The organism is Methylobacterium sp. Leaf469 (assembly GCF_001424745.1).
GTDB lineage: Bacteria > Pseudomonadota > Alphaproteobacteria > Rhizobiales > Beijerinckiaceae > Methylobacterium.
In genome coordinates, this window is sequence record NZ_LMRE01000042.1 from 270,821 (window position 1) to 292,987 (window position 22,167).

The window sequence follows — 22,167 nt, forward strand, 5'->3', positions numbered from 1 at the left end:
TGCCCCGCCGCAGCCCGCGTTCCGATGCGGACGCGCGCCGCCGCCTTGTGCGAGGGCCCCCGCGCGGACACAATCGTGGCCCAGGAAAACCGTCGTGACCGAGCCCGCCCGCCCCTTCTCCGCATCCCAGCCGATGCATGTCCTCGCCGCGCCCAACGAGCGGGCGCGCGAGATCTTCCGGCAGATCGTGGAGAGCTACCTCACCACCGGCGAGCCGATGGGATCGCGCAACCTCGCGCGCATCCTGCCCATGACCCTGTCGCCGGCCTCCATCCGCAACGTGATGGCGGATCTGGAGCATTCCGGGCTCATCTTCGCGCCCCATGCCTCCGCCGGACGGCTGCCGACGGAGCAGGGCCTGCGTTTCTTCGTCGATGCCATGCTCGAACTCGGCGATGTCGGCCAGGACGAGCAGGCGCGGATCGAGGCGCAGATGCGGGCGGCGGCCTCCGGCCACACCTTCGAGAGCGCGCTGGCCGAGGCCTCGACCCTGCTGTCGGGCATCTCGCGCGGTGCCGGCGTGGTGCTGACCACGAAGACCAACGTGCACCTGAAGCACATCGAGTTCGTGCGCCTCGACCCGGCCCGTGCCCTGGTGGTCCTCGTCTCCGACGACGGCTCGGTGGAGAACCGCCTCCTCGACCTGCCGCCCGGCCTGCCCGCGAGCGCCCTGCAGGAGGCCTCGAACTACCTCAACGCCCGCCTCCAGGGGCGCACACTCGGGACCCTGCGGGCCGAGATCGAATCCGGCCGCCAGGCGATGAAGCGCGAACTCGACGTCATCACCGAGCGCCTCGTCGATGCCGGCCTCGCCGTCTCCGTCGGCCCGTCCGACGCGCGCCAGCTCATCGTGCGCGGTCAGGCCAATCTCCTGGACGACCTGCGGGCCGTCGAGGATCTCGAGCGCATCCGCCTGCTGTTCAACGACCTCGAGACCCAGAAGGACGTCATCGAACTCCTGTCCCGGGCCGAAGGCGGCGAGGGGGTCCGCATCTTCATCGGCTCGGAGAACAAGCTGTTCTCCCTGTCGGGCTCCTCGATGATCGCCGCACCCTTTCGCGATGGGGCCCAGAAGATCGTCGGCGTCGTGGGGGTGATCGGGCCGACGCGGCTCAACTACGCCCGGATCGTCCCGATGGTGGATTACACCGCCCGCGTCGTCTCGGGGCTGCTCGACCGCAGCAAGCGCTGAGACGAGAGCAAGCGCTTGAACGAGAAAAGGCGCCGCCTCGCGGCCGCGCCCTCCCCGTCTTCCAGATGAAGCCGCTCAGCCGCGGATCACGTCGACGATCTCGTAGGTGTCGGGATCGACGATGACGATGTCGTCGTCCACCAGCACGTAGCGGTAATCCTCGTATTCCGGCGCGATGCGGACGATGTCCGGCGGCAGGTCGTAGAGGGTGTAGCTGCGGGCGATGGCCGTGCCGACGGTGAGCGCGAAGGCGCCGGCGGCGAGGCGCGGAATGCCGCGCCGGATCACGCTCTGGCGGAACTCCGTGCGCTGCGGCGCGCCGAGGCGGCCATAGGCGCCCCGGACCGCGCCCCGATCCCCGCGATCTCCTCGTGCGCCGCGATCTCCTCGTGCGCCGCGATCGCCCCGGTCGCCGCGATCACCCCGGCCATCGCGATCCCCGCGATCGGCCTTGCCGTCCCGGTCCGTCCTACTATCCCGGTCCGCCTTGCCGTCCCGGTCGCCTCGACCGTCGCGGTCACCCCGCTCGCCGCGGTCGGTCGCAGCGCCGCGATCCGGCTGGCCGTCGCGGTCGGTCCGGCCCTCGCCGCGTCCGCCGCGGCCGTCTTCCGTGCCCCGGTTCGGGCCGCCCGCCGGGCTGCCGCGCTCGGCAGCACCGCCCCGCTCGGCAGCACCACCGCGCTCGCCGGCACCGCCGCCCACACCTGCGCCTCCTCCGGCCGGGCCGCCACGCTCGGCACCCGCCGCACCGGCGCCTGGGCCGCCGGCACCGCCGCGTCCGCCCCCTGCGCCACCCCCGACTCCGCCGCCCGCACCGATGCCGGCGCCGCCACCACCGGCTGCACCGCCGGCCGCGCCGCCACCCGGGCCGCCCTGACCGAAGGCCGCCGTCGCGCCGATGACCAGGGCCGCGGCCGCGACCGTGCTCCGAAAGAGTTTGCTCATGGTTTTGTTTCCCGCCCCGTCGATGGACAGCGCCGTTCGGCGCCGATGCGCAGCCGCAACGAGGACGTCCCAGAAACCGTTCCGCATTTTCCCCGGATCGACTTGCGCGGGGACTTTCATTTGGGCGCGAGAGGCCGAATGAAAGCTTGAGCGCAGATCTTCCACGGCCGCGTTGCCTGCGGTCATTTTGGCATCCGCCGGTGCTCTTGCGAATTTTTCCGCGGAGCTTAACGTCGCCGCACAGCAGGCCCGGGCGGGACCATGCTAAAAAAATAATGAGCCAATTCAACAACATCCCAAATAAAACAGGGGGAGACGCGCATGTCGGACGGTGCCGGAATCATGACGCCGAGGCTCGATGAGGCGGCGGACAACCGCCGCCGGATCAAGGCCATCGTCGCATCCTCGTCGGGCAACCTCGTCGAGTGGTTCGACTTCTACTGCTACGCCTTCTTCGCCCTGTACTTCGCGCCGGTGTTCTTCCCCGAGGGCGACGACACCAGCCAGCTCCTGAAATCGGCCGCGGTCTTCGCCGTCGGCTTCTTCATGCGGCCCATCGGCGGGTGGCTGTTCGGGCGCCTCGCCGACCGCCTCGGCCGCAAGACCTCGATGATGATTTCGGTGCTGATGATGTGCGCCGGTTCGCTGATGATCGCCGTGCTGCCGACCTACGCGAGCGTCGGCCACCTCGCCCCGGCCCTGCTGCTCCTGGCCCGGATGATCCAGGGCCTGTCGGTGGGCGGCGAGTACGGCACCAGCGCCACCTACATGAGCGAGATCGCCATCAAGGGCCGGCGCGGGTTCTTCGCCTCGTTCCAGTACGTCACCCTCATCGGCGGCCAGCTCCTGGCCTCCCTCGTGCTGATCGTCCTGCAGAGCGTGCTCACCGCCCAGCAGCTCACCGCCTGGGGCTGGCGCATTCCCTTCGTGATCGGGGCGCTCGCCGCCGTGGTCGCCCTTTACCTGCGCTCGTCGCTGACCGAGACCGCCACCAAGGCGGACATGAGCTCGAAGGAATCCGGCACCTTCGCGGCCCTGTTCAAGCATTGGCGCGCGTTCTGCGTGGTGCTGGCCTACACGGCCGGCGGCTCCCTGAGCTTCTACACCTTTACCACCTACATGCCGAAGTACCTGTTCAACACGGCGCATATCGACAAGATTACCGCTTCGCAGATCTCCACCGCCGCGCTGCTGGTCTACATGATCATCCAGCCGTTCTTCGGCTGGCTCTCGGACAAGATCGGCCGCAAGGCCAACATGCTGCTCTACAGCGGACTCGGCACCCTCATGGTGGTGCCCCTGATGACCACCATCGGCAGCACCACCAACCCGGTCCTGTCCTTCGCCCTGATCATGATCGGCTTGACCGTGATCAGCTTCTACACGGGCATCTCCGGTATCGTGAAGGCGGAGCTGTTTCCGACCCAGGTGCGGGCGCTGGGCGTGGGCCTGTCCTACGCCATCGCCAATTCCCTGTTCGGCGGCACCGCCGAGATGGTGGCGCTCTACCTGAAGCAGATCGGCTCGGAGAGTTCGTTCTTCTGGTACGTCACCGTGATGCTCGGGATCGCCTTCGTGGCCTCGCTGATCATGCCGAACCCCAAACGTCACGGTTATCTCGACGGCGACGGCACCGTCGAGGAGGCCTTGGGGGCGAAGGGGCGCGTGGTCCACGCCTGACCTCGGGCGGGCGTGGGCGCCGTGGCGCTCACGCCGTCTCGCCCAGCATCGCCCGGCGCTGCCGATCGAGTTCCTCGGCGTAGCGCTTGAGGGTGTGGCTTTCGGTGAGGAGGCCGACGACGCGGCGGGTCTCCGGCCCGTCGACGACGGCGAGCGCCTCGCTCTCCGTGCGGTCGAAGGCGGCGGCCGCGGCCTTGGCGTTCATGCCGGGCGTCAGGACGTCGTCGGCGTGGCGCAGGAGGTCGGCGAGGCCGGGGGGCGGGCCATCGGCGTCCCGGGCGGCGGCGTGGGCCTCCGGCACCCGGACGATGCCGGCGTAGCGACCTTCGCCGTCCACCGCCACGACCCGCGAGGGCGATCCGAGGGGATGGTCCGCGAGAAAGACCGTCAGCGGTAGGGAGACCGGCACGGTGGCGACCTCGCGGCGCATCAGGGTGTCCACGGTCAGGGTGCGGATCCAGCCGACGTCGTGGGCGCTGCGGATGCTCTCGCCGCGCAGGTGGAAGCGCCAGGTGGCGAAGGAGTAGCCGAAGGTTTTTCGCACGGCGAGCGAGGAGGCGATCACCGCCACGAGGACGAGGCCGGTGATGGGGAAGCTGCCCGTCAGTTCCAGGGCCAGGAACGTCATGGTGAGCGGGCCGCCGATGACCGCGACGGCGAGCGCGCTCATGCCGATCACCGCGTAGGCGAGCGGCGTCGGCGCGAAGGCGGCCAAGCCGGGCATCGCCCCCGAAAAGATCTCCCCGACGAGCGCCCCGAGGAACAGCGAGGCGAAGAACAGGCCGCCGCGAAACCCCGCGCCGATGGAGAGGGCCGACGCCGTCGCCTTGGCGGCGAACAGGAGCGCGAGGCCCCCGAGACCCATGCCCGCCCCGTGCGTGCCGAGATGCAGGTGCAGGGCCCCGTGCCCGCCCGAGAGAACCTGCGGCGAGACCGCGACCGCCAGGGCGCCGACGCAGAGCCCACCGAGGGCGGGGGCCAGCGGGGCGGGGATCCGGCTCGCACGGATGCCGGCCTCCACCAGGGTGACGCCGCGCATGATCACGATGCCGAGGCCGGCGCAGACGAGGCCGAGGCCCAGGACCGGCACGGTGTCGGCGCCGGTGATCGCCGTGCTGGTGAGGGCGTCGAGGCCGTTGACGGTGACCAGCGCCGGTTGGTCCACCAGGGCGCGGGCGACGACGCTGCCGCACAGGGCCGCCACCACCACGGGCGTCAGGGTGGCGATGGCGTAGGTGCCGATGATGAGTTCGAAGGCGTAGAACGCCCCCGTGAGCGGCGCCCCGAAGGCTGCCGCGATGGCGGCGGCCGCCCCGCAGCCGACGAGGGTGCGCTGGTCGCTCCGGCGCAGCTCGAACGACGCTCCGAAGCGTGCCGCGAGGCTGGCGCAGATCTGGGTATAGCCGGCTTCGAGGCCGACGGAGGCCCCCGACCCGTTCGAGATCATGTTCTGCAGGGCGACGAGCCCCGAGCCGCGTACCGACATCCGCCCGCCGTGGAGCGCATTGGCCTCGATGGGATCGACGACTGCGTGCGGGCGCCGTCCGTGCCGCCGGGCGATGGCCCGGGCAATGGTATGGGCGAGGAGGCCGAGCACGAGGCCGCCCGCCGCCGGGACGAGGAGCAGGGTCAGGGCCGGCACGTCGTGGCTCGCGCTCAGACGCATTCCGGGCGGCAGGCCGTAGAGCCACGCGCGCAGGACCTGCGTCGCCCCCTGCATGGCGGCCACCGCCGCGCCCGCGACGCAGCCGGCGAGGCCCGCCAGGGCGACGAGACCGATCTCGCTGCCCCGAACCGCCGCACGCGCGCGTGCGGGGACTTTCGCCAGCAGGCGAGCCCGGGCCAACAGGCGAGCCCGGGCCGGCACACGGGTGAGGATGGGGCGTGGCGTCATCATCGCGGGGGGCCGAACGGGGCGATCGAGGGGAATGGCTCCGGTTTAAGAGGGCCACGCCCGGGCGTCGATCGGTTTCCCGCGCGGTGCCTCGGCGGCCCTCTCCACACATTCTCCTCGCCCCGATGCGCAGCCGGCGCTTGAAAAGCGCTTCGGCTCGCGATACAGCCCCCTCAGTGCCGCCGTAGCTCAGTTGGTTAGAGCACCAGATTGTGGATCTGGGGGTCCCCCGTTCGAGCCGGGGCGGTGGTACCATAGAATTGCCTAACGTTTGCAAGGGGTTGGCTCAGGCCAGCCCCTTCTTCGTTGCTGGGGCCGGGCATGGTCGAGCGGAGCGCGCCGCGCATCGTGCCCGATCCGGCGGATCGAGCCCCGTGCGGATGCGGCCGGAGCGAATTCCGGAGCTTGGCGCCCGGCCGATGTCGCGCAGGGCCAAGCGTTGGGGCGATCGAAAGGGCTTTCCACTCGCGCAGCCGCCCTTCGACGCGCCGGCCTTCGTATGCCGGCGCGCCTGCTAATCCACCGACGGGAAATGCGCGATGAAGCGGCTGCCGTCCCACAACTCGACGGCATGTCCATCGACCATCCCGGCCGCCCGGACGAGGGCTTCCGCATCGTCCTGGGCGTCGAGCCGGGAGAGCGTCGCGATCCGTCCATCGGCCGCCAGCAAGATGGCCCGGTAGGCCCGCCCGGCCGAGGGGCGGGGCTGCGATACGGAGCCGCGCTGTTCGATCTGCCTCTCGACGCCCTGGTCCGATCTGCTGTCCGGCGAAGGACCGGCATTCGGCTCGTTGGAAAGCATTCCCAGTTCGTGCGACGCAAGCATTGTCACCCCTGGACCGAGAGGGCTGGCGAATGTCTTTCAGCCCAAAGGGATGGAGACTTGGCGGTTGGCAATGATTTGTAAGCGTCGTGCGGATGATTTGGCAAGGAATTTTTTACGAATTCCCATCGGTTACTTGGTTCCGTGGCGCATCCGACGATGAAATTCTCGATGTCAGAATTTAATTGAATTCAATGGATCGATCCTATGGCTTGGTGGCGGTATTTTTCTCTCATTGCGGTAGAGGAATATTTGGTTATCAAAAAACTCGGCAAACAGCTTCAGATTTAGTTGTAGGACATGGGCCCTTGCGCGAAAATCGCTGCGGAAATCGATCTCGATTGACGAGAACTACATTGATGTGCTGGATTTCGTGTCAACGGATACTGTATAGCGCAAAGGCAACCTTCGTATTCGAATGATGAGCTAATCTATGTTAGTATAAACCCGTGTGGGCGCTGGCTTCGGGATGGACGGCACCGGCCAAGCGACGGGACCAGGCTTCGACGTATCGAGCTTCGCAGGGCAAGGGATCTCCCCCATCGTCGGAGATTCGGCTGCAGCAGGCGGTGGGCGCGGCGTTGGCCGGGCCTTGCGCTGGCTTCCCTCCCTGTGGCCCGACGCCGGTGGTCGTCGGATGGCCGCGGGATCAGGGCCGGCCCTTGCTCGCGGCGTCGCGGAGCGGCCCCGCCCTCGCTCCACAGTGACGCCCGGTCGGGCCGAGCCGGAGCGGCGGAAAGGTGAAGGGGCGCTCCTGCGAGAAGGCCCCGGGCCAGAAAGGCGCCGGGGGCTGCGTTGCCCGCACGCGGAAAGGGAGGAGGGCCGTTGCCTTACGCCAAGCGGCGAACCAGCGTTCGCTCCATGATGAGTCCGAGGGTCAACGTTCCGAATCCCATCCCCAGAACGTAGAGGTAATCAACGTTCACGCCGAGTTGCGTATAGTACCCGAGGCGGACCCACTCGATGATCTGCACCATCGGGTTCCATTTCATGATCTCGTAGATCTGTGGCGGCATGAATTGCGGCAGGAAATAAACACCGGACGTCAGGTAGAACGTGATCGTGACGAGGATGTATCCGATCTGCCATCCGGGAAAGAACGACAGGATTCCGACATTGATCGCCCCGATGCCGAGACCGAGGAGCAGGGCGGCACAGTATCCGCCGACCGCCATGATCGGTTCGTCCGGGATCGGGTCGACGCCGAAGCAAACCAGGATGAAGAAAATCAGGATGAGGCCGGTGAATCCTTTGACCGCCTCGACGATGAATCGCGCGACGATCAGATCGAAGAGCTTTACCTGCGGATAATAGGTCAGGGGTTTGCTGGAGACGATCGCCTTCATCGCCTCGCGGGACGTGTATTGAAACACCAGGGCCGGAACGGCACCGGTTGCGATGAACAGGATCACGCTGTCGCCCAGAGGCGACGGCATGCCGCGAAAGGCCATGAGGCCGACGATCAGGAAGATGTGCGCGACGGGCCACAGGATGACGACGACGTAGCCCCAATACGAGGCGCCGAACCGGGTCCGCATGTCGCGGAGCATCAGTGCATGAATGACGTGTGCGTAGACCTCCCAATCGCTTCGCGCGACATGCGTCTTTGCTTTGAAGGTGACCATGGGGTGGGTCTCGGGCGGTGTGGCGTGCGTCGCGCCTAGCGGGAGATCTGGTCAAAAATACGCAGTCGCGCTCCCCCGACGCTTCAGCGCGGTCGGTGTGCGAAGGTGCATAGGGAACAGCGCGTTTCGTGCTTCTGCCAGACGGCGGGCGTGGCAATGGCCGACGCAGTCGCGGCCGCAGGCCGGCTCGATACGGCCGCAAATCCAAAGACTTCGATGTCGTCGTGGTATGGGTTCAGGTGAGAAACCGGTCTAGGTCCGGTCTTCCCCGCAGGCAGGTTCGCTGAACCTGCGATCCCTCGTCACCAACTCGCCTTTGGCCAGGGAAATCCCCGTGTCGCCAGGAGGTGAGATGGTGGGCACTACAGGGTTCGAACCTGTGACCCCTACCATGTCAAGGTAGTGCTCTACCGCTGAGCTAAGCGCCCTCACCGGCTGCGTTCGCCGCCGGTGAGGGGGGCTATAGCTTCTGGTTTTGGGGGGCGCAAGCGCAAAGGCGCGCTCCGATCACGGACCATGATCCATTTTCCTGCGCCGATCCTCAAAGTACGCTAAGGGCCGGGGCCGGCCCGTGCGGCGGCCTCCCCGAGGGAGGCGGCGTCGGGCGAGCGGCGAGTGCCACGGCAGGGACAAGGAGCCGGAGGCGCGATCCGAGCGGATCGGGCACGGCTCCAGGCCATCGAGCAACGGTGAGGAATGCGGTTCTACGTCGATCACGACCTGGGTGCCGAGATCAGGTTCTGGGTGGTCCCGGACAACCCCCTGGCCATCAGCCGCGTCTTCGTCGCCGTGGAGGGCCGGCGCGTCGCCGAGATCCCGGCCACGATCACGGATGACGGCATCCGGGCCAACGGCTGGCACTCCACCGGGCACTGCGTCTTCCGGCTCACCCCCGAGGAGGTGCCGGGGCTGGCCGAGGCGCGGCGCGTCGAGATCTACGACACCGACACCAACGTCCTGATCTACCGGCGCATCCGCCAGGATGGGCTCCGGACGGGCAAGGTCCTGCTCGTCGACACCAGCATCGTGCCGGAGACCCGCATCCCCGCGGCTCTGTTCGACCGGTTCCAGCAGAGCTACCTCGGAGTCGGGCGCCTGTCCGACGAAGTGCTGCGGGTGCTGTTCGAGAGCCCCTGGCTGGCCTCGTCCTTCGTGTCCGGCGCCATCATCGTTCCGCGCTACGAGGGCTTCTTCGCCAGCGACGATTTCATCACCACCGCCCTGATCCACGATCCCTACACTGAGATGGCGACGCGGATGCTGTGGCTGAAGGCGCGGGCCGCCGTCGCGGCCGATCCGGCCCAGGCCTGGCGCCTCGGCGGTCTCGCCGAGGCGGCGGATTTCACCGGCGATTACGACTTCGACGACCCGAAGAGCCTCAAGCGCTTCTTCAAGATGATGCCCGAGGGGGCGTATCACCTGCTGTACAATCCCCTGGCTCGCCAGTTCGGCACCAAGCTGCCCAACGATCGGATGACCCCGGGCAATTCCATCGTCGCCATCGAGATCCTGGCCCGCGTCAACGTCGTCGGCCACCGCGAATTCTACGAGGCCTTCGCCACCACGGTGTTCGATCGCCTCGGGGTCGAGGCCGTCGTGCCCGAGCCCGAGCCGATCCCCGAGACCGTCCTGGCACTGGCGGCACGCCTGCGCGGCCTGCGGGCGGCCCAGGACATGCTCGTGTTCGACGTCGCCATGGCGGACGCCGTGCGCGACGCCGTCGCCAAGGGCTGGACCGTCTGAGCATGGGCGGGGACCCGGGGCGCGATCATCCGGGCGCGATGCCGTCGGCCCGCCTGCCGGGCGGAATCCGTGCCTTCACGGCCGATGGCGGCGGCTCGCGCCTCGACCTCACCGGGGCGGGCCTCGACGGCGCCTGGGTGACGATCCGGTTCCGCGATGCCGGCAGCGGCGGGATCGCTCGCCTGCTCGTGACCGTCCTGTGCGAAGGCCGACACGGCGCGGTCCTGCAGGAGGAGGCCTTGGGCGGCGACCGGTTCGCCTGGACGGGACGCCTGCCCGAGGCACTCCGCGCCCTCGTCCTCTCCCCCCTGGCGCCGGGCCGACCCTTCGCCCTCGTGGATGTGGCGATCCACCGGCGCGGGCGCCTCGCCCTCGTGGCCCGTGCCGTGCTGCGGGCGCCCCGCCTCACCGTTCGTGCCGTCTATTGGCGCGCCCTCGGCCTCAAGGTGCGCGGGCGCGGCCTGCTCTCCGCCGCCCTCGGACAGCGCCGCGGCACCGGGTACGCCGCCTGGATCCGCCGCTTCGACACCCTGACCGCCCCCGAGCGGGCCCGCCTGCGCGCCGAGGCCGCCGCGTGGGTCGACCCGCCCCTGATCTCCGTCCTGATGCCGGTCCACAATCCCGCGCCCGCGGTGCTGGAAGCGGCCCTGCGCTCGGTCCGGGCACAGCTCTCGCCCCATTGGGAACTCTGCGTCGCCGACGATGCCTCCACCGATCCGGCGATCGTCCGGATCCTCGCGGCCCACGCCGCCGCCGATTCCCGCATCCGCGTGACGCGGCGGGCCGTGAACGGCCATATCGCGCGGGCCACCAACGAGGCCCTCGCCCTGGCGCGCGGCGCCTACGTGGCCTTCCTCGACCACGACGACGTGCTCGCCGAGACCGCCCTGTTCCATGTGGGTGCGGCCATCCGCGCCGACCCCGACCTCGTGCTGATCTACAGCGACGAGGACAAGATCGACGGACGCGGGCGCCGGTTCGAGCCGCACTTCAAGTCCGGCTTCGACCGTGAATTGCTCTACGGGCAGAACTACATCAATCACCTCGCTGTGGTGCGCACCGCCGCGGTGCGGGCGCTCGGCGGCCTGCGTCCGGGCTTCGAGGGCAGCCAGGACCATGACCTGCTCCTGCGCCTGACGCAGGGGCTCGCGCCCGCGCGCGTACGTCACATCCCGAACGTGCTCTATCACTGGCGTGCTGCCGGGGGCTCCGGCACCTTCTCCGACCGGGCCCTGGCGCAGGCCGAGACCGCCCGCCTGCGCGCGCTCGCGGAGGTGGCCGCGCCCTTCGGCGCCCGTGCCGAACGCGGGCCGCTGGGTTTCAACCGGCTCGTGCGGCCCCTGCCCCACCCGGCTCCGCGCGTCTCCGTCATCATCCCCACCCGCGACCGGGCCGAGCTCCTGGGGACGGTTCTGCGCGGCCTGTTCGGTGCGACCGACTACCCGGACATCGAGGTGGTGGTCGTGGACAACGACAGCCGCGAGCCGGCGACGGATGCCCTGTTCGCGTCCTATGCGGAGGAGGCGCGCCTGCGAATCCTGCCCGTGCCGGGCCCGTTCAACTTCTCCGACCTGTCGAACCGGGGGGCCGCGGCCGCGACCGGCGCGGTGCTGCTGTTCCTCAACAACGACGTCGAGATCGTCGAGCCCGGCTGGCTCGCCGAGATGGTCTCCCTCGCCCTCGATCCGAGCGTCGGCGCGGTCGGCGCCAAGCTGCTCTATCCGGACGGCACCCTGCAGCACGGCGGCATCGTGCTCGGCATCGGCGGGGTCGCCGGGCACAGCCATCCCGGCCTGCCGGGGGAGGAGCCGGGCTACTTCGCCCGCATGGTCCTGACCCAGGAGGTCTCCGCCGTCACCGGGGCGTGCCTCGCCGTGCGGGCCGAGGCGTTCGCGCGGGTCGGCGGCTTCGATGCCGCGCACTTGGCCGTCGCCTTCAACGACGTCGACCTGTGCCTGCGCCTGCGCGAGGCCGGCTACCGCAACCTGTGGACGCCGTACGCCCGCCTCGTCCACCACGAATCGAAGAGCCGGGGACCCGAGGACACGCCGGAGAAGCGCACCCGGTTCGAGGCCGAGATGCGGGTGATGCAGGCGCGCTGGGAGCCGCAGCTTCGAGCCGACCCGTACTACAATCCCAACCTGTCCCGCACGGCGGCGCATTTCCGCCTGTGAGACCGGACCGATGCGTCCGGGCCCCGGTGCCGCCCGGCGCCAGGTCACACGAGGTCAGGCGCCAAAGCCACACGCCAAGGGCGATGTTGCGCTGCGGTGACAATTCGACGCGAACTGGCGCGCTGCACCATCCCGGATCCCCGACGGAGGCCGTGATCCCGCTGGTGTGTGTCCTCCCGGTGACACGATTGCCTTGGAATTGCTCGAAGTCGGGATGATAAGCACGCCCGCAACCGTGAAAGCGGCACCGCCCGAAAGTCCTGTGTCCCGCCCGTCGGGATCGAGGATCACGGGCATAAGGATCACGCGTCCCCGATCCGATCCACGAAGGCAGCCGGGAACCCCATGGCCCATCCTCGTCAGTCGATTCCGGACCGCATGCAGGGCACCGCGATGAGGGGGGGCGAAGCTCTCTTGTCGGGGCCGCCAGGGTCGCGACCGCTGATCCGCGACGCCTGATCCGTTCGATTTCCGGTCCCGCCACCGGTCTCCGTTCGGAGCAGGCGGGCCACGCATCATGATGCGCGACAGGATGTTTTTTCGTCGCGCCAAGCCTCGCCCGTCCCTTCTTCCCCGTGTTGGACACCGCCCTGGTGCCATACTAAGGATCGGACGGATTGCCCGGTCTCTTTTCGAGGCCGGTCTCGTTCCCCGTTCAAGAGCGTGTGCGAATCGAACGTGACTCAACGTACAGACATCGCGATCATCGGTCGTGCCTGCCGCCTCCCGGGAGCCTCGAACGTCGAGGGTCTGTGGCAGCTCCTGACGGAAGCCCGCTGCGCCGTGGGCCAGATCCCCGAGGATCGCTGGTCGCTCAGCCGGTTCGGCCATCCCCGCGCCCAGGAGCGCGGCAAGAGCTACACCTGGTCGGCGGGCATCCTCGACGAGATCTGGTCGTTCGATCCGGGCGTGTTCGGCATCTCGCCGCGCGAGGCCGAGCAGATGGACCCGCAGCAGCGGCTCCTGCTCGAACTGACCTGGGAAGCCCTGGAGGATGCGGGCCTGCGTCCCTCCGCCGTGGCCGGCACCCCCATCGGCGTGTTCGTGGGCGCCTCGTCGCTGGATTACGGCAACCTGCGCATCCTCGACACCGCCTCGGGTGACGCCTACGCGGCCACCGGCAACACCCTCTCGATCCTGTCGAACCGCATCTCGTACATCTACGACCTCAAGGGCCCGAGCTTCACCGTCGACACCGCCTGCTCGTCGTCCCTCGTCGCCCTCGACGCGGCGGTGGCCGCCATCGCCAGCGGCCGGATCGACACGGCCGTGGTGGCCGGCGTCAACCTGCTGGCGAGCCCGTTCAACTTCATCTGCTTCTCCAACGCCCAGATGCTGTCGCGCCGTGGCCTGTGCAGCGCGTTCTCGGCCCAGGCCGACGGCTACGTCCGCTCCGAGGGGGGCGTGGTCCTCGTGCTGCAATCGGCCAAAGCCGCGGCCCGCGACGGCAACACCGTGCGGGGCGTCATCGCGGCGAGCGGCGTCAATTCCGACGGCCGCACCACCGGCATCTCGCTTCCCTCGGGCTATGCGCAGGGCGCGCTTCTGGAGCAGGTCTACCGCGAGGCCGAGATCGACCTCGACAAGGTCGTCTTCGTCGAGGCGCACGGCACCGGCACCCCCGTGGGCGACCCCATCGAGGCCGGCGCCATCGGCGGTAAGCTCGGCAAGCCCCGGCGCGAGCCCCTGCCCATCGGCTCCATCAAGAGCAACATCGGCCACACCGAGCCGGTCTCGGGCCTCGCCGGCCTGCTCAAGGCCAGTCTCGCCCTCGAGCACGACTTCGTGCCGGCCTCTCTGCACGCCGCCGAACTCAACCCCGACATCCCGTTCACCGACCTGAACCTGCAGGTCCTGAACAAGCCGCTCGCGATCCCGCGCGGAACGGCCGAGCGCTTCGCCGGCGTCAACTCCTTCGGCTTCGGCGGCACCAACGCGCACATCGTCCTCACCGACGGCGCGCGGGTCGCCGCCAAGGCCGAGACCACCCGGGCGCCCGAGGTGCTGCTGCTGTCGGCCCAGAGCCGCGCGGCCCTCAACGAGCTCGCCCTCGACTACGCCGAGCGCTTCGACTGCGCCGCGCCGGCCGAGGTCGCCCGCATCGCCGCCGCCGCCGCGCATCGCCGCGAGCGCCTGTCGTCGCGCCTCGCCATCGCCCTCGACGCCGACCTGCCGACGGTCCTGCGTGCCGTCGGCGAGTCCGAGGATACGGACGCCGCCCTCATCGGCACCGCCGTCGACCGCTCGGCCGAGGTCGCCTTCGTCTATTCCGGCAACGGCAGCCAGTGGGCCGGCATGGGCCGCGAGGCCTACGAGGAGAACGCGGTCTTCCGCGCCGCCTTCGACCGCATCGACACCCTGTTCCTCAAGCTCTCGGACTGGTCCCTCAAGGAGGCCCTGTTCGCCGAGGACCTCGACGCGCGCCTCGTGCTCACCCGCGTCTCCCAGCCCCTGATCTTCGCCATCTCCAGCGCCTCGACCACGGCACTGCGGGCGCGCGGCCTCAACCCGAAATACGTGCTCGGCCACAGCGTCGGCGAGATCGCTGCGGCGGAAGCCGCCGGCATCCTCACCCTCGAGCAGGCCGTGAAGGTGATCTTCTTCCGCAGCCAGCATCAGGAATCGACGCGCGGCCTCGGCACCATGGCGGTGCTGCTCGCGCCCGCCGACGAGATCGAGCTGTTCCTGAAGGATTACCCGAGCCTCGACATCGCCGCCTACAACAGCCCCAAGGCCATCACGGTCGCGGGCCCGGTGGCGGACATCGACGCCGCCATGAAGGCGCTCGCGCGCAAGCGCCGCCGTGGGCGCAAGCTCGATCTCGAATATCCCTTCCACGGCCGGCTGATGAATCCGACCGAGAAGCCGCTCCTGCGCGATCTCGCCGGCCTCAAGCCCCATGCGGGCGCCACCGCCATGGTCTCCACCGTGACCGGCACGGTGCTGGCGGGCTCCGAGTTCGGGGCCGGCTACTGGTGGCGCAACATCCGCGAGCCCGTGCGCTTCGCCCAGGCCGTACAGGAAGCCACCCGCCAGGGGGCGCGCGTCTTCGTCGAGGTCGGCCCCCGCGCCACCCTGCTGTCGCATATCGGCGACGCCATCGAGCCGCTCGGCATCGAGAACGCCACCATCGGCGTCCTCCACCGCAAGCAGGCCGGCGGCGACCCCATCGCCCGGACCGTGGCCGCCGCCCTCGTGCAGGGTGCGGCCGTGGACGAGACCACGGTGTTCGGACAGAACCCGAAGGGCGACGTGTCCTTGCCGCTCTATCCGTGGCAGCGCCGCTCCTTCCGCCTCGCCGAGACCACCGAAGGCGTCGGTGCCACCACGCCGCGCGCCTACCACCCGCTCTATGGCTCGCGCGTCACCGTCGACGGCCTCGAATGGCACGGCCACGTCGACATCGCCACGGTGCCCGAACTCGACGATCACCGCATCGACGGACAGGCGATCCTGCCCGGTGCGGCCTTCATCGAAATGGCGCTCGGCGTCGCCCGCGAGGTCATGCGCAGCGACACCGTCGTGCTGGCCGAGTTCGAGATCCAGTCGCCGATGGTGTTCGGGGAGGAATCCCTGCGCGAGGTCATGGTCCGGGTCGCGGGCTCGGGCAACGGCATCCAGATCCTGAGCCGGCCGCGCCTGACCCAGGCCGCCTGGCAACTCCACGCCGCGGCGAAGATCGTCGACGGCACGTTCCAGCCGCCCGCCCGCCAGGACATCCCCGAGCCGGGCGAGCAGGCCGTCGACGGCGAGGCCCTCTACCGCATCGCCGCCGCCTCCGGCCTCGGCTTCGGCCCGAGCTTCCGTCAGGTCGCCCTGTCTGCGCGCCTCGACGAGACCACCATCGTCTCCGATCTCGTGCCGGCGCAAGCCGACGACCGCTTCGGCCTCGTGCCGGCGCGCCTCGATTCATGCTTCCACGGCCTGATCCTGCTGTTCGCCGGCCTCATGGGCGAGGGCTCGACCAAGGCCTACGTGCCGGTGCGCTTCGGCGAGATCCGCCTCGTCCGGCCGGGTGCCGTCATCGCCCGGGCAATGATCCGGACACGCCGCGCCAACGAGCGCAGCATCCTGGCCGACTTCACCCTGGTGGACGCGACGGGCGAGGTCATCGCCACCTTGCGCGAGGGCCGCTTCCAGGCCCTGCGCACCAAGAACACCAACGAACTCGCGGCCTACGCCATCGCGCAGCGCCCGGAGCTCGCCACCGAACCGACGGCGATCCCCCTCGACCGGCGCCAGCGCATCGCCGATGCCGTGCGGCCCCAGGCCAAGGCGGCCTTCGCCGCGCCCGAGGCGCCCCTCGCCCCCGGCCACCTGCTACTCGAAGGCTGGGCCACCTCCATGGCCTACCGCCTCGCGGAAGGCCTGCAGCGTTCGGGCACCGTCGCCATCGACGAGCGCGTGCCCGAGGCCATGCGCCCCTGGCTGCTGAACGCCCTGTTCGCCCTGGAGAGCAGCGGTCTCGCCACCCTCGACGGCGAGCGTTGGACCCTGCGCAAGGACGTGACCCTGCCGGCGCCCGACGAGATCATGCGCTGGATCGCCGCCGATCACCCCGACCTCTCGGCCGAACTCGTGCTGACCGCCGATATCGGCGCCGTCGTCGGCCGTCTTCTCGCCGGCGACCTCGTCCACGCCCCGACCCTGTCGCAGAACGCCCTCGACGCCTTCATCCTGCGCAGCGCCACCGCCCGCGCTTCGGCTGATGTCATCGCGCGAATCGTCGAGCAGGGTGCCGCCACCCTGCCGCGCGACCGTGCCCTGCGGGTGCTCCAAGTCGGCTTCGGCCCCCTGTCGGCCCAGGCCGCGGCCTTCGCGGACGGCATCGAGGCACAGCTTTCGGTGTTCGAGGCAGACCGTCGCCTGGCCGAGCGTGCCCGCCTCGCCCTGCCGCGCGGCGTCACGGTCATCGAGGACGCCGCCGAACTCACCCCCGGCGGGTTCGACGCGATCCTCGCGAGCGACGTGCTTCACCGCGCCGAGCGTGGCGTCCTTCAGCTCGTCGCCGATGCGCTGGCAACCGGCGGCTTCCTCATCGCCGTCGAGCCCGGTGCGTCCCTGTTCCGCGACCTCGTGTTCGGCCTGACGCCGGACTGGTTCGACGTCGCCGGCGACATGCCCATGGGGCGCCTCGACGACATCACCGGCTGGCAGCGGTCGCTCAGCGACACCGGCCTCGTCCGGGTCGCCGTCGATCGTGCGGTCTCCGACAACGGCGACGACCTTCTGTTCATCGCCGAGGCACCCGTGCGCGCCCGGCCGGCCGCCGGCCAGACCTTCGCGTTCGTTATCGGCTCGCACGACGGCTACGCGGCCGAAACCGCCTCGTCGCTGGCGACCCTGCTGGTGGCCGGCGGCGTCCACGTCTCCATCATCCTCGATTCAGAGCAGTCGCTCCTCGAACTCGAGCGCGAAACGCCCGACACGGTGGTGTTCCTCGCCGGTGCCTTCAACACCGAGGGAGCGGCCTCCGACCGCCTGCGCGACCGCTGCCTCAGCCTGAAGCGTTGCGTCGAGCATCTCGGCAGCCGCCAGACCCGGTTGTGGGTGGTCTGTCCCGGTGCCACACGCGACGACGGCGATGTCGACGGCTCCGTCGAGGCCGGCGTCTGGGCCTTCACCCGGACCCTCGCCAACGAGGTCGCCAACCTCGACGTGCGCCGCATCGACGTCACCGACGCCCTTTCGACCAAGCTCGCGGCCGAACGCCTGCGTGACCTCATCCTGTCGGGAACGACCGAGACCGAGATCATCCTCGACGCCGACCAGACCCGGGTGATCCGGTTCGCGCCGGGCCAGATCGCGCGCCGGCCCGCCGCCGACGCGGTGCCGGCTCCCGCCGCCCGCCTGGAGCGCAGCAACACCGGCGGCCTCAACGAAATGGCCTGGGGCCCGGCCGAGCGCCGGGCCCCCGGACGCGGCGAGGTCGAGATCGCCGTCGAGGCCACCGGCCTCAACTTCCGCGATGTGCTCTGGGCGCTGTCGATGCTGCCCGAGGAGATCCTCGAGGATGGGTTCGCGGGTCCGCGCCTCGGCCTCGAAGTCGCCGGCCGGGTCCTGTCCGTCGGCAGCGGCGTCAGCGCCTTCAAGGTCGGCGACCGCGTCGTCGCCTTCGCGCAGTCGGGCTTCTCGACCCACATCGTCGTGCCCGAGCTCGTGGTGGCGCCGAGCCCTCCCGGACTCGACGCGCAGGCCGCCGCCACGGTGCCGGTCGCCTTCCTGACGGCCTATTACGGCCTCGTGAGCTGCGCCCGCCTGCGGCGCGGCGAGTGGGTCCTCGTCCATGGCGGCGCCGGTGGCGTCGGCCTCGCGGCCCTGCAGATCGCCAAGCTCAAGGGCGCCCGCGTCATCGCCACCGCCGGATCGCGCGAGAAGCGCGCCCTGGTGAAGGCCCTGGGCGCCGAGCATGTCCTCGATTCGCGCTCGCTCGCCTTCGTGGACGATGTCCGCCGCATCACCGGCGACGGCGTCGGCGTGGTCCTCAACAGCCTGTTCGGCGAGGCCATGGAGCGCAGCCTCAACTGCCTCAAGCCGTTCGGCCGCTTCATCGAATTGGGCAAGCGCGACTACGTCGCCAACACCCATATCGGCCTGCGTCCGTTCCGCCGGAACCTGTCCTACTTCGGCGTCGACCTCGATCAGGTGCTGCAGCACCAGGGCGAGGACGGCGCGCGGCTGTTCCGCGAGGTCATGGCCCTGTTCAACGAAGGCGGCCTCAAGCCGCTGCCGTATCAGCCTTTCACCTCCGACGAGGTCTCCGACGCGTTCCGGCTGATGCAGCAATCGGGGCACGTCGGTAAGATCGTCATCGCGCCGCCGAAGGCCGGCAGCGTGATGATGGCCCCCACCTCCGATTTCACCATCGCGCCGGACGGCGTCCACCTCGTCACCGGCGGCCTTGGCGGCTTCGGCCTGGAGGCCGCGCGCTGGCTCGCCGACCGCGGCGCCAGGCGCATCGTGCTGGTCGGCCGCAAGGGCGCCGAGAGCGAGGACGCCAAGGCCCTCGTGGCCGAATTGACCGCCCGCGGCGTCGAGGTCCAGGCCAAGGCCTGCGACATCACCAGCCGCAAGGCGGTGGATGCCCTGCTGGCGGACGTGGAGCGCGGGGGCAGGAAACTCGCCGGCGTGATCCACGGCGCCATGGTGCTGCAGGACGGGCTCATCGCCAACATCGACGCGGCGGCCCTCGACGCGGTCATCCGCCCGAAGGTGATCGGGGCCGAGCACCTCGACGCGGCCACGCGCGCGCGAAAGCTCGACTACTTCGTGCTGTTCTCTTCGGCCACGACCTTCATCGGCAATCCGGGCCAAGGCTCCTATGTGGCCGCCAACGGCTTCATGGAAGGCCTCGCCCGCCGCCGGCGGAAGGCCGGGCTGCCGGCGCTCGCCGTCGCCTGGGGCGCCATCGGCGATGTCGGCGTGCTCGCCCGCAACCGCGCGGTGATGGAGACCCTGGCGGGCCGCGTCGGCGTCACGCCGATGGATGCTCGCCATTGTCTCGACCTCATGGCCGATGCGCTGCAGGGCCAGGGCCGCAGCAGCGACGACGCCGTGGTGGCCATCGCCTCCATGCATTGGGGCAAGGCGCGCGAGCGCCTCGCCACCATGAAGAGCCCGAGCTACGCCGAACTCGGCTCGGACCAGCAGATGGAAGCCGGCACCGTGGCGGCCATCAACATCGGGACGCTGCTCAAGACCCAGGACATCGACACGGTGCGCAAGACCGTGGCCGACGCCATCGTCGAGGACATCGCCCGCATCCTGCGCCTGCCGAAGGACGACATCAGCCGCGTGCGTCACCTCTCGGAGATCGGCCTCGATTCGCTCATGGGCGTCGAACTCGGCGCCAGCCTGCAGGAGCGCTTCGCCCTCGACGCGCCGCCCTCCGGCATCTCGTCCGGGCTCACGGTCAACGAGCTGACCGAGACCCTGATCCAGTCGATCTCGGCCCCCGTGGACGAGGCGGCGGCCGCCGTGATGAGTCTCGCCCAGCGCCATGCCAGCGAGGGCGTGGACGTCCGCACCCTCGAACCCTTCCACGCGCTGGTCGAAGAGAACAGCCTCGTCATCAAGGAAATCCTGCCGTGACCAAACCCGCCAGACCGGACGGTGGGCGCGCGGCGCTCGCGGGCTTCGTGACGAACCGCCTCGGCCGCAACGCCAACCGGCCCGCTCCCGTGCGGGCGCCCGCGCGCCCGGCGGGGGATCCCTCGGTGCAGAACTTCGAGACCCTGCCGGGTTACCGGGAACTGCGCCTGCAGCGCTCGGCCGCCGACCTCATCGGGCTCGGCAATCCGTTCTTCCGGGTCCACGAGACCCGGGCCGGTGCCAGCACCCGCATCGCCGGCAAGTCGTTCATCAACTTCTCGTCCTACGACTACCTCGGCCTCAACGGGCACCCGGACGTGAACGCCGCCGCCGCCAAGGCGATCGAGGATTTCGGCACGTCGGCCTCGGCCAGCCGCATCGTCGCGGGCGAGCGCCCGGGGCACCTCTCCCTGGAGAAGGCGCTGGCCGACCATTACGACACGGAAGCCTGTGTGGTGATGGTGAGCGGGCACGCCACCAACGTCACCACCCTCGGCGCCCTGATGGAGCCGGGCGACGTGATCTTCCACGATTCCCTGAGCCACAACAGCATCGTCACCGGGGCGCAGCTTTCGGGCGCGCAGCGCCGCTCGTTCGCGCACAACGACCTCGACGCCCTCGAGACCCTGCTGGGCGCCACCCGGCACGAGCACCGCCGAGCGCTCATCGTCGTCGAGGGTCTCTACAGCATGGACGGCGACGCGCCGGATCTCGCCGCCCTCATCGCCCTGAAGCAGCGCTACGATGCGTGGCTGATGGTCGACGACGCCCATGGCCTCGGGGTCCTCGGCCGCACCGGCATCGGCCTCGCCGAGCATTGCGACGTCGATCCGCATGGGGTCGACATCTGGATGGGAACCCTGTCGAAGACGCTCTCCACCTGCGGCGGCTACATCGCCGGCCCGGCGGCACTCATCGAATATCTCAAGTGCACGGCCGGCGGCTTCATCTACAGCGTCGGCCTGTCCCCGCCGCTGGCCGCCGCCGCCGAGACGGCGCTGGCGATCATGCATGCCGAGCCCCACCGGGTGGAGCGCCTGCGTCAGAACGGCAACCTGTTCCTCGCCTGCGCCAAGAAGCACGGCCTCGACACCGGCACGAGCCTGGGCCTCGCGGTGATTCCCGTCATCGTCGGCGATTCGCTGAAATCCGTGACCCTGTCGGACCGCCTGTTCAAGCGCGGCATCAACGTGCAGCCGATCATCCACCCGGCCGTGCCCGAGCGGGCCTCGCGCCTGCGCTTCTTCATCACCTCCGAGCATACCCCGGAGCAGATCCGCGAGACCGTGGACGCCGTGGCCGAGGAACTGCACGAGATCGAGAAGGGCGGCTCGCTCATCGAGCAGCTGATGTCGAAGCGCGGCAAGCCGTAGGCCTCGCCGCTCGAACCGTCACACCAGAACGAGAAACGGACCCGTGAGGGTCCGTTTTTTTGTACCCGACGGTCCGCCGTTCAGCGGGCCGTGGCGTAGAGGGAGGCGCCTGCGGCGACGGGCGCGGTGACGGTTGAGAACACCGACAGGACCTTCTGAACCTCGGTGAAGGGGGCGTTGGAGACGTAGACGAGGTCGCGGTTGCGCATGCGGAAGGCCTGGGTGAGGAACAGGCTGTTGGGGTCGCGCATGTTGATCCGGTAGACCACGGGCACCAGCGGCGTGCCGAGCAGCGGGCTGCCGGGCTTGAGCCGGCGCACCACGGCGGCCGGCTCGAACCGGAAGATGAAGGTGCCGGCGGGGTCCGCCTGGAAGTCGGACAGGCCGCGCGCCTTGGCCAGCGCCTGAGCGAGAGTGATGCCTTCGGCCTGGAACGGGATCTCGGTGGAGTTGCCGAGCGCGCCCACCGCCAGGAAGGTCTGGGGATCGCGCACCAGGGTCAGGACGTCGCTGGGGCGCAGGAAGATGTTCTCGCGCGGGTTGGAGACCACGGTGGTGAGCGGCACCGTGGCGGTGAGGTTGCCGCGCGAGAGCCGCACGAAGGTCTCGTTGACGGGCACCTTCACA

The 22,167-nt window shown here is 69.7% G+C and carries 10 protein-coding genes, 2 tRNA genes and 1 pseudogene; 7 read left to right on the top strand and 6 right to left on the bottom strand.

The window, feature by feature from the left end; translation table 11 throughout:
• Window positions 1-133 precede the first annotated feature (133 nt).
• On the top strand, window positions 134-1,192 hold the full coding sequence (hrcA, locus tag ASG60_RS18180; protein ID WP_200918873.1) for a heat-inducible transcriptional repressor HrcA: 1,059 nt from the start codon (window positions 134-136) through the stop codon (window positions 1,190-1,192).
• Between the two features lie 75 nt (window positions 1,193-1,267).
• On the opposite strand, the gene ASG60_RS18185 is transcribed toward hrcA, so the two are convergent.
• Window positions 1,268-2,137: a DUF1236 domain-containing protein gene (locus ASG60_RS18185; RefSeq protein ID WP_056387014.1), complete on the bottom strand. Its 870-nt coding sequence runs from the start codon at window positions 2,135-2,137 to the stop codon at window positions 1,268-1,270.
• Between the two features lie 321 nt (window positions 2,138-2,458).
• Here ASG60_RS18185 and ASG60_RS18190 point away from each other — a divergent pair, with 321 nt between their 5' ends.
• Window positions 2,459-3,817, top strand: a complete 1,359-nt coding sequence (locus ASG60_RS18190; protein WP_056175617.1) for an MFS family transporter — start codon at window positions 2,459-2,461, stop codon at window positions 3,815-3,817.
• 28 nt (window positions 3,818-3,845) lie between these two features.
• Here ASG60_RS18190 and ASG60_RS18195 read toward each other — a convergent pair whose 3' ends face one another.
• Window positions 3,846-5,711: a chloride channel protein gene (locus ASG60_RS18195; RefSeq protein ID WP_056387017.1), complete on the bottom strand. Its 1,866-nt coding sequence runs from the start codon at window positions 5,709-5,711 to the stop codon at window positions 3,846-3,848.
• Window positions 5,712-5,889: 178 nt separating this feature from the next.
• Here ASG60_RS18195 and ASG60_RS18200 point away from each other — a divergent pair.
• Window positions 5,890-5,966 (top strand) — tRNA-His (locus tag ASG60_RS18200).
• Between the two features lie 259 nt (window positions 5,967-6,225).
• On the opposite strand, the gene ASG60_RS18205 is transcribed toward ASG60_RS18200, so the two are convergent.
• The 3 genes from ASG60_RS18205 to ASG60_RS18215 all read right to left on the bottom strand — a co-directional run bounded on the left by ASG60_RS18205 (window position 6,226) and on the right by ASG60_RS18215 (window position 8,587).
• Window positions 6,226-6,513, bottom strand: a complete 288-nt coding sequence (locus ASG60_RS18205; RefSeq protein WP_056361583.1) for a hypothetical protein — start codon at window positions 6,511-6,513, stop codon at window positions 6,226-6,228.
• Window positions 6,514-7,364: 851 nt separating this feature from the next.
• Window positions 7,365-8,159, bottom strand: a complete 795-nt coding sequence (locus ASG60_RS18210) for an ABC transporter permease (protein ID WP_056175623.1) — start codon at window positions 8,157-8,159, stop codon at window positions 7,365-7,367.
• Between the two features lie 353 nt (window positions 8,160-8,512).
• A tRNA-Val gene (locus tag ASG60_RS18215) sits at window positions 8,513-8,587 on the bottom strand.
• A gap of 268 nt (window positions 8,588-8,855) precedes the next feature.
• Here ASG60_RS18215 and ASG60_RS18220 point away from each other — a divergent pair.
• From ASG60_RS18220 to ASG60_RS18235, 4 genes are all read left to right on the top strand, one after another.
• On the top strand, window positions 8,856-9,902 hold the full coding sequence (locus tag ASG60_RS18220; protein WP_056303928.1) for a hypothetical protein: 1,047 nt from the start codon (window positions 8,856-8,858) through the stop codon (window positions 9,900-9,902).
• A gap of 38 nt (window positions 9,903-9,940) precedes the next feature.
• A complete protein-coding gene (locus ASG60_RS18225; RefSeq protein WP_056387019.1) occupies window positions 9,941-12,076 on the top strand; it encodes a glycosyltransferase family 2 protein in 2,136 nt (711 codons plus the stop codon).
• A 678-nt stretch (window positions 12,077-12,754) separates the two neighbouring features.
• Complete coding sequence (locus tag ASG60_RS18230; protein ID WP_156398950.1) at window positions 12,755-20,167, top strand: type I polyketide synthase; 7,413 nt, start codon at window positions 12,755-12,757, stop codon at window positions 20,165-20,167.
• The gene (locus tag ASG60_RS18235) at window positions 20,164-21,540 is read left to right on the top strand and encodes an aminotransferase class I/II-fold pyridoxal phosphate-dependent enzyme (protein WP_056175632.1); all 1,377 of its coding nucleotides are present in this window, start codon (window positions 20,164-20,166) and stop codon (window positions 21,538-21,540) included. The genes ASG60_RS18230 and ASG60_RS18235 overlap by 4 nt, the downstream gene beginning before the upstream one ends.
• A gap of 80 nt (window positions 21,541-21,620) precedes the next feature.
• On the opposite strand, the pseudogene ASG60_RS18240 reads toward ASG60_RS18235, so the two are convergent.
• A pseudogene (locus tag ASG60_RS18240) lies at window positions 21,621-22,167 on the bottom strand (sugar transporter); the annotation flags it as partial.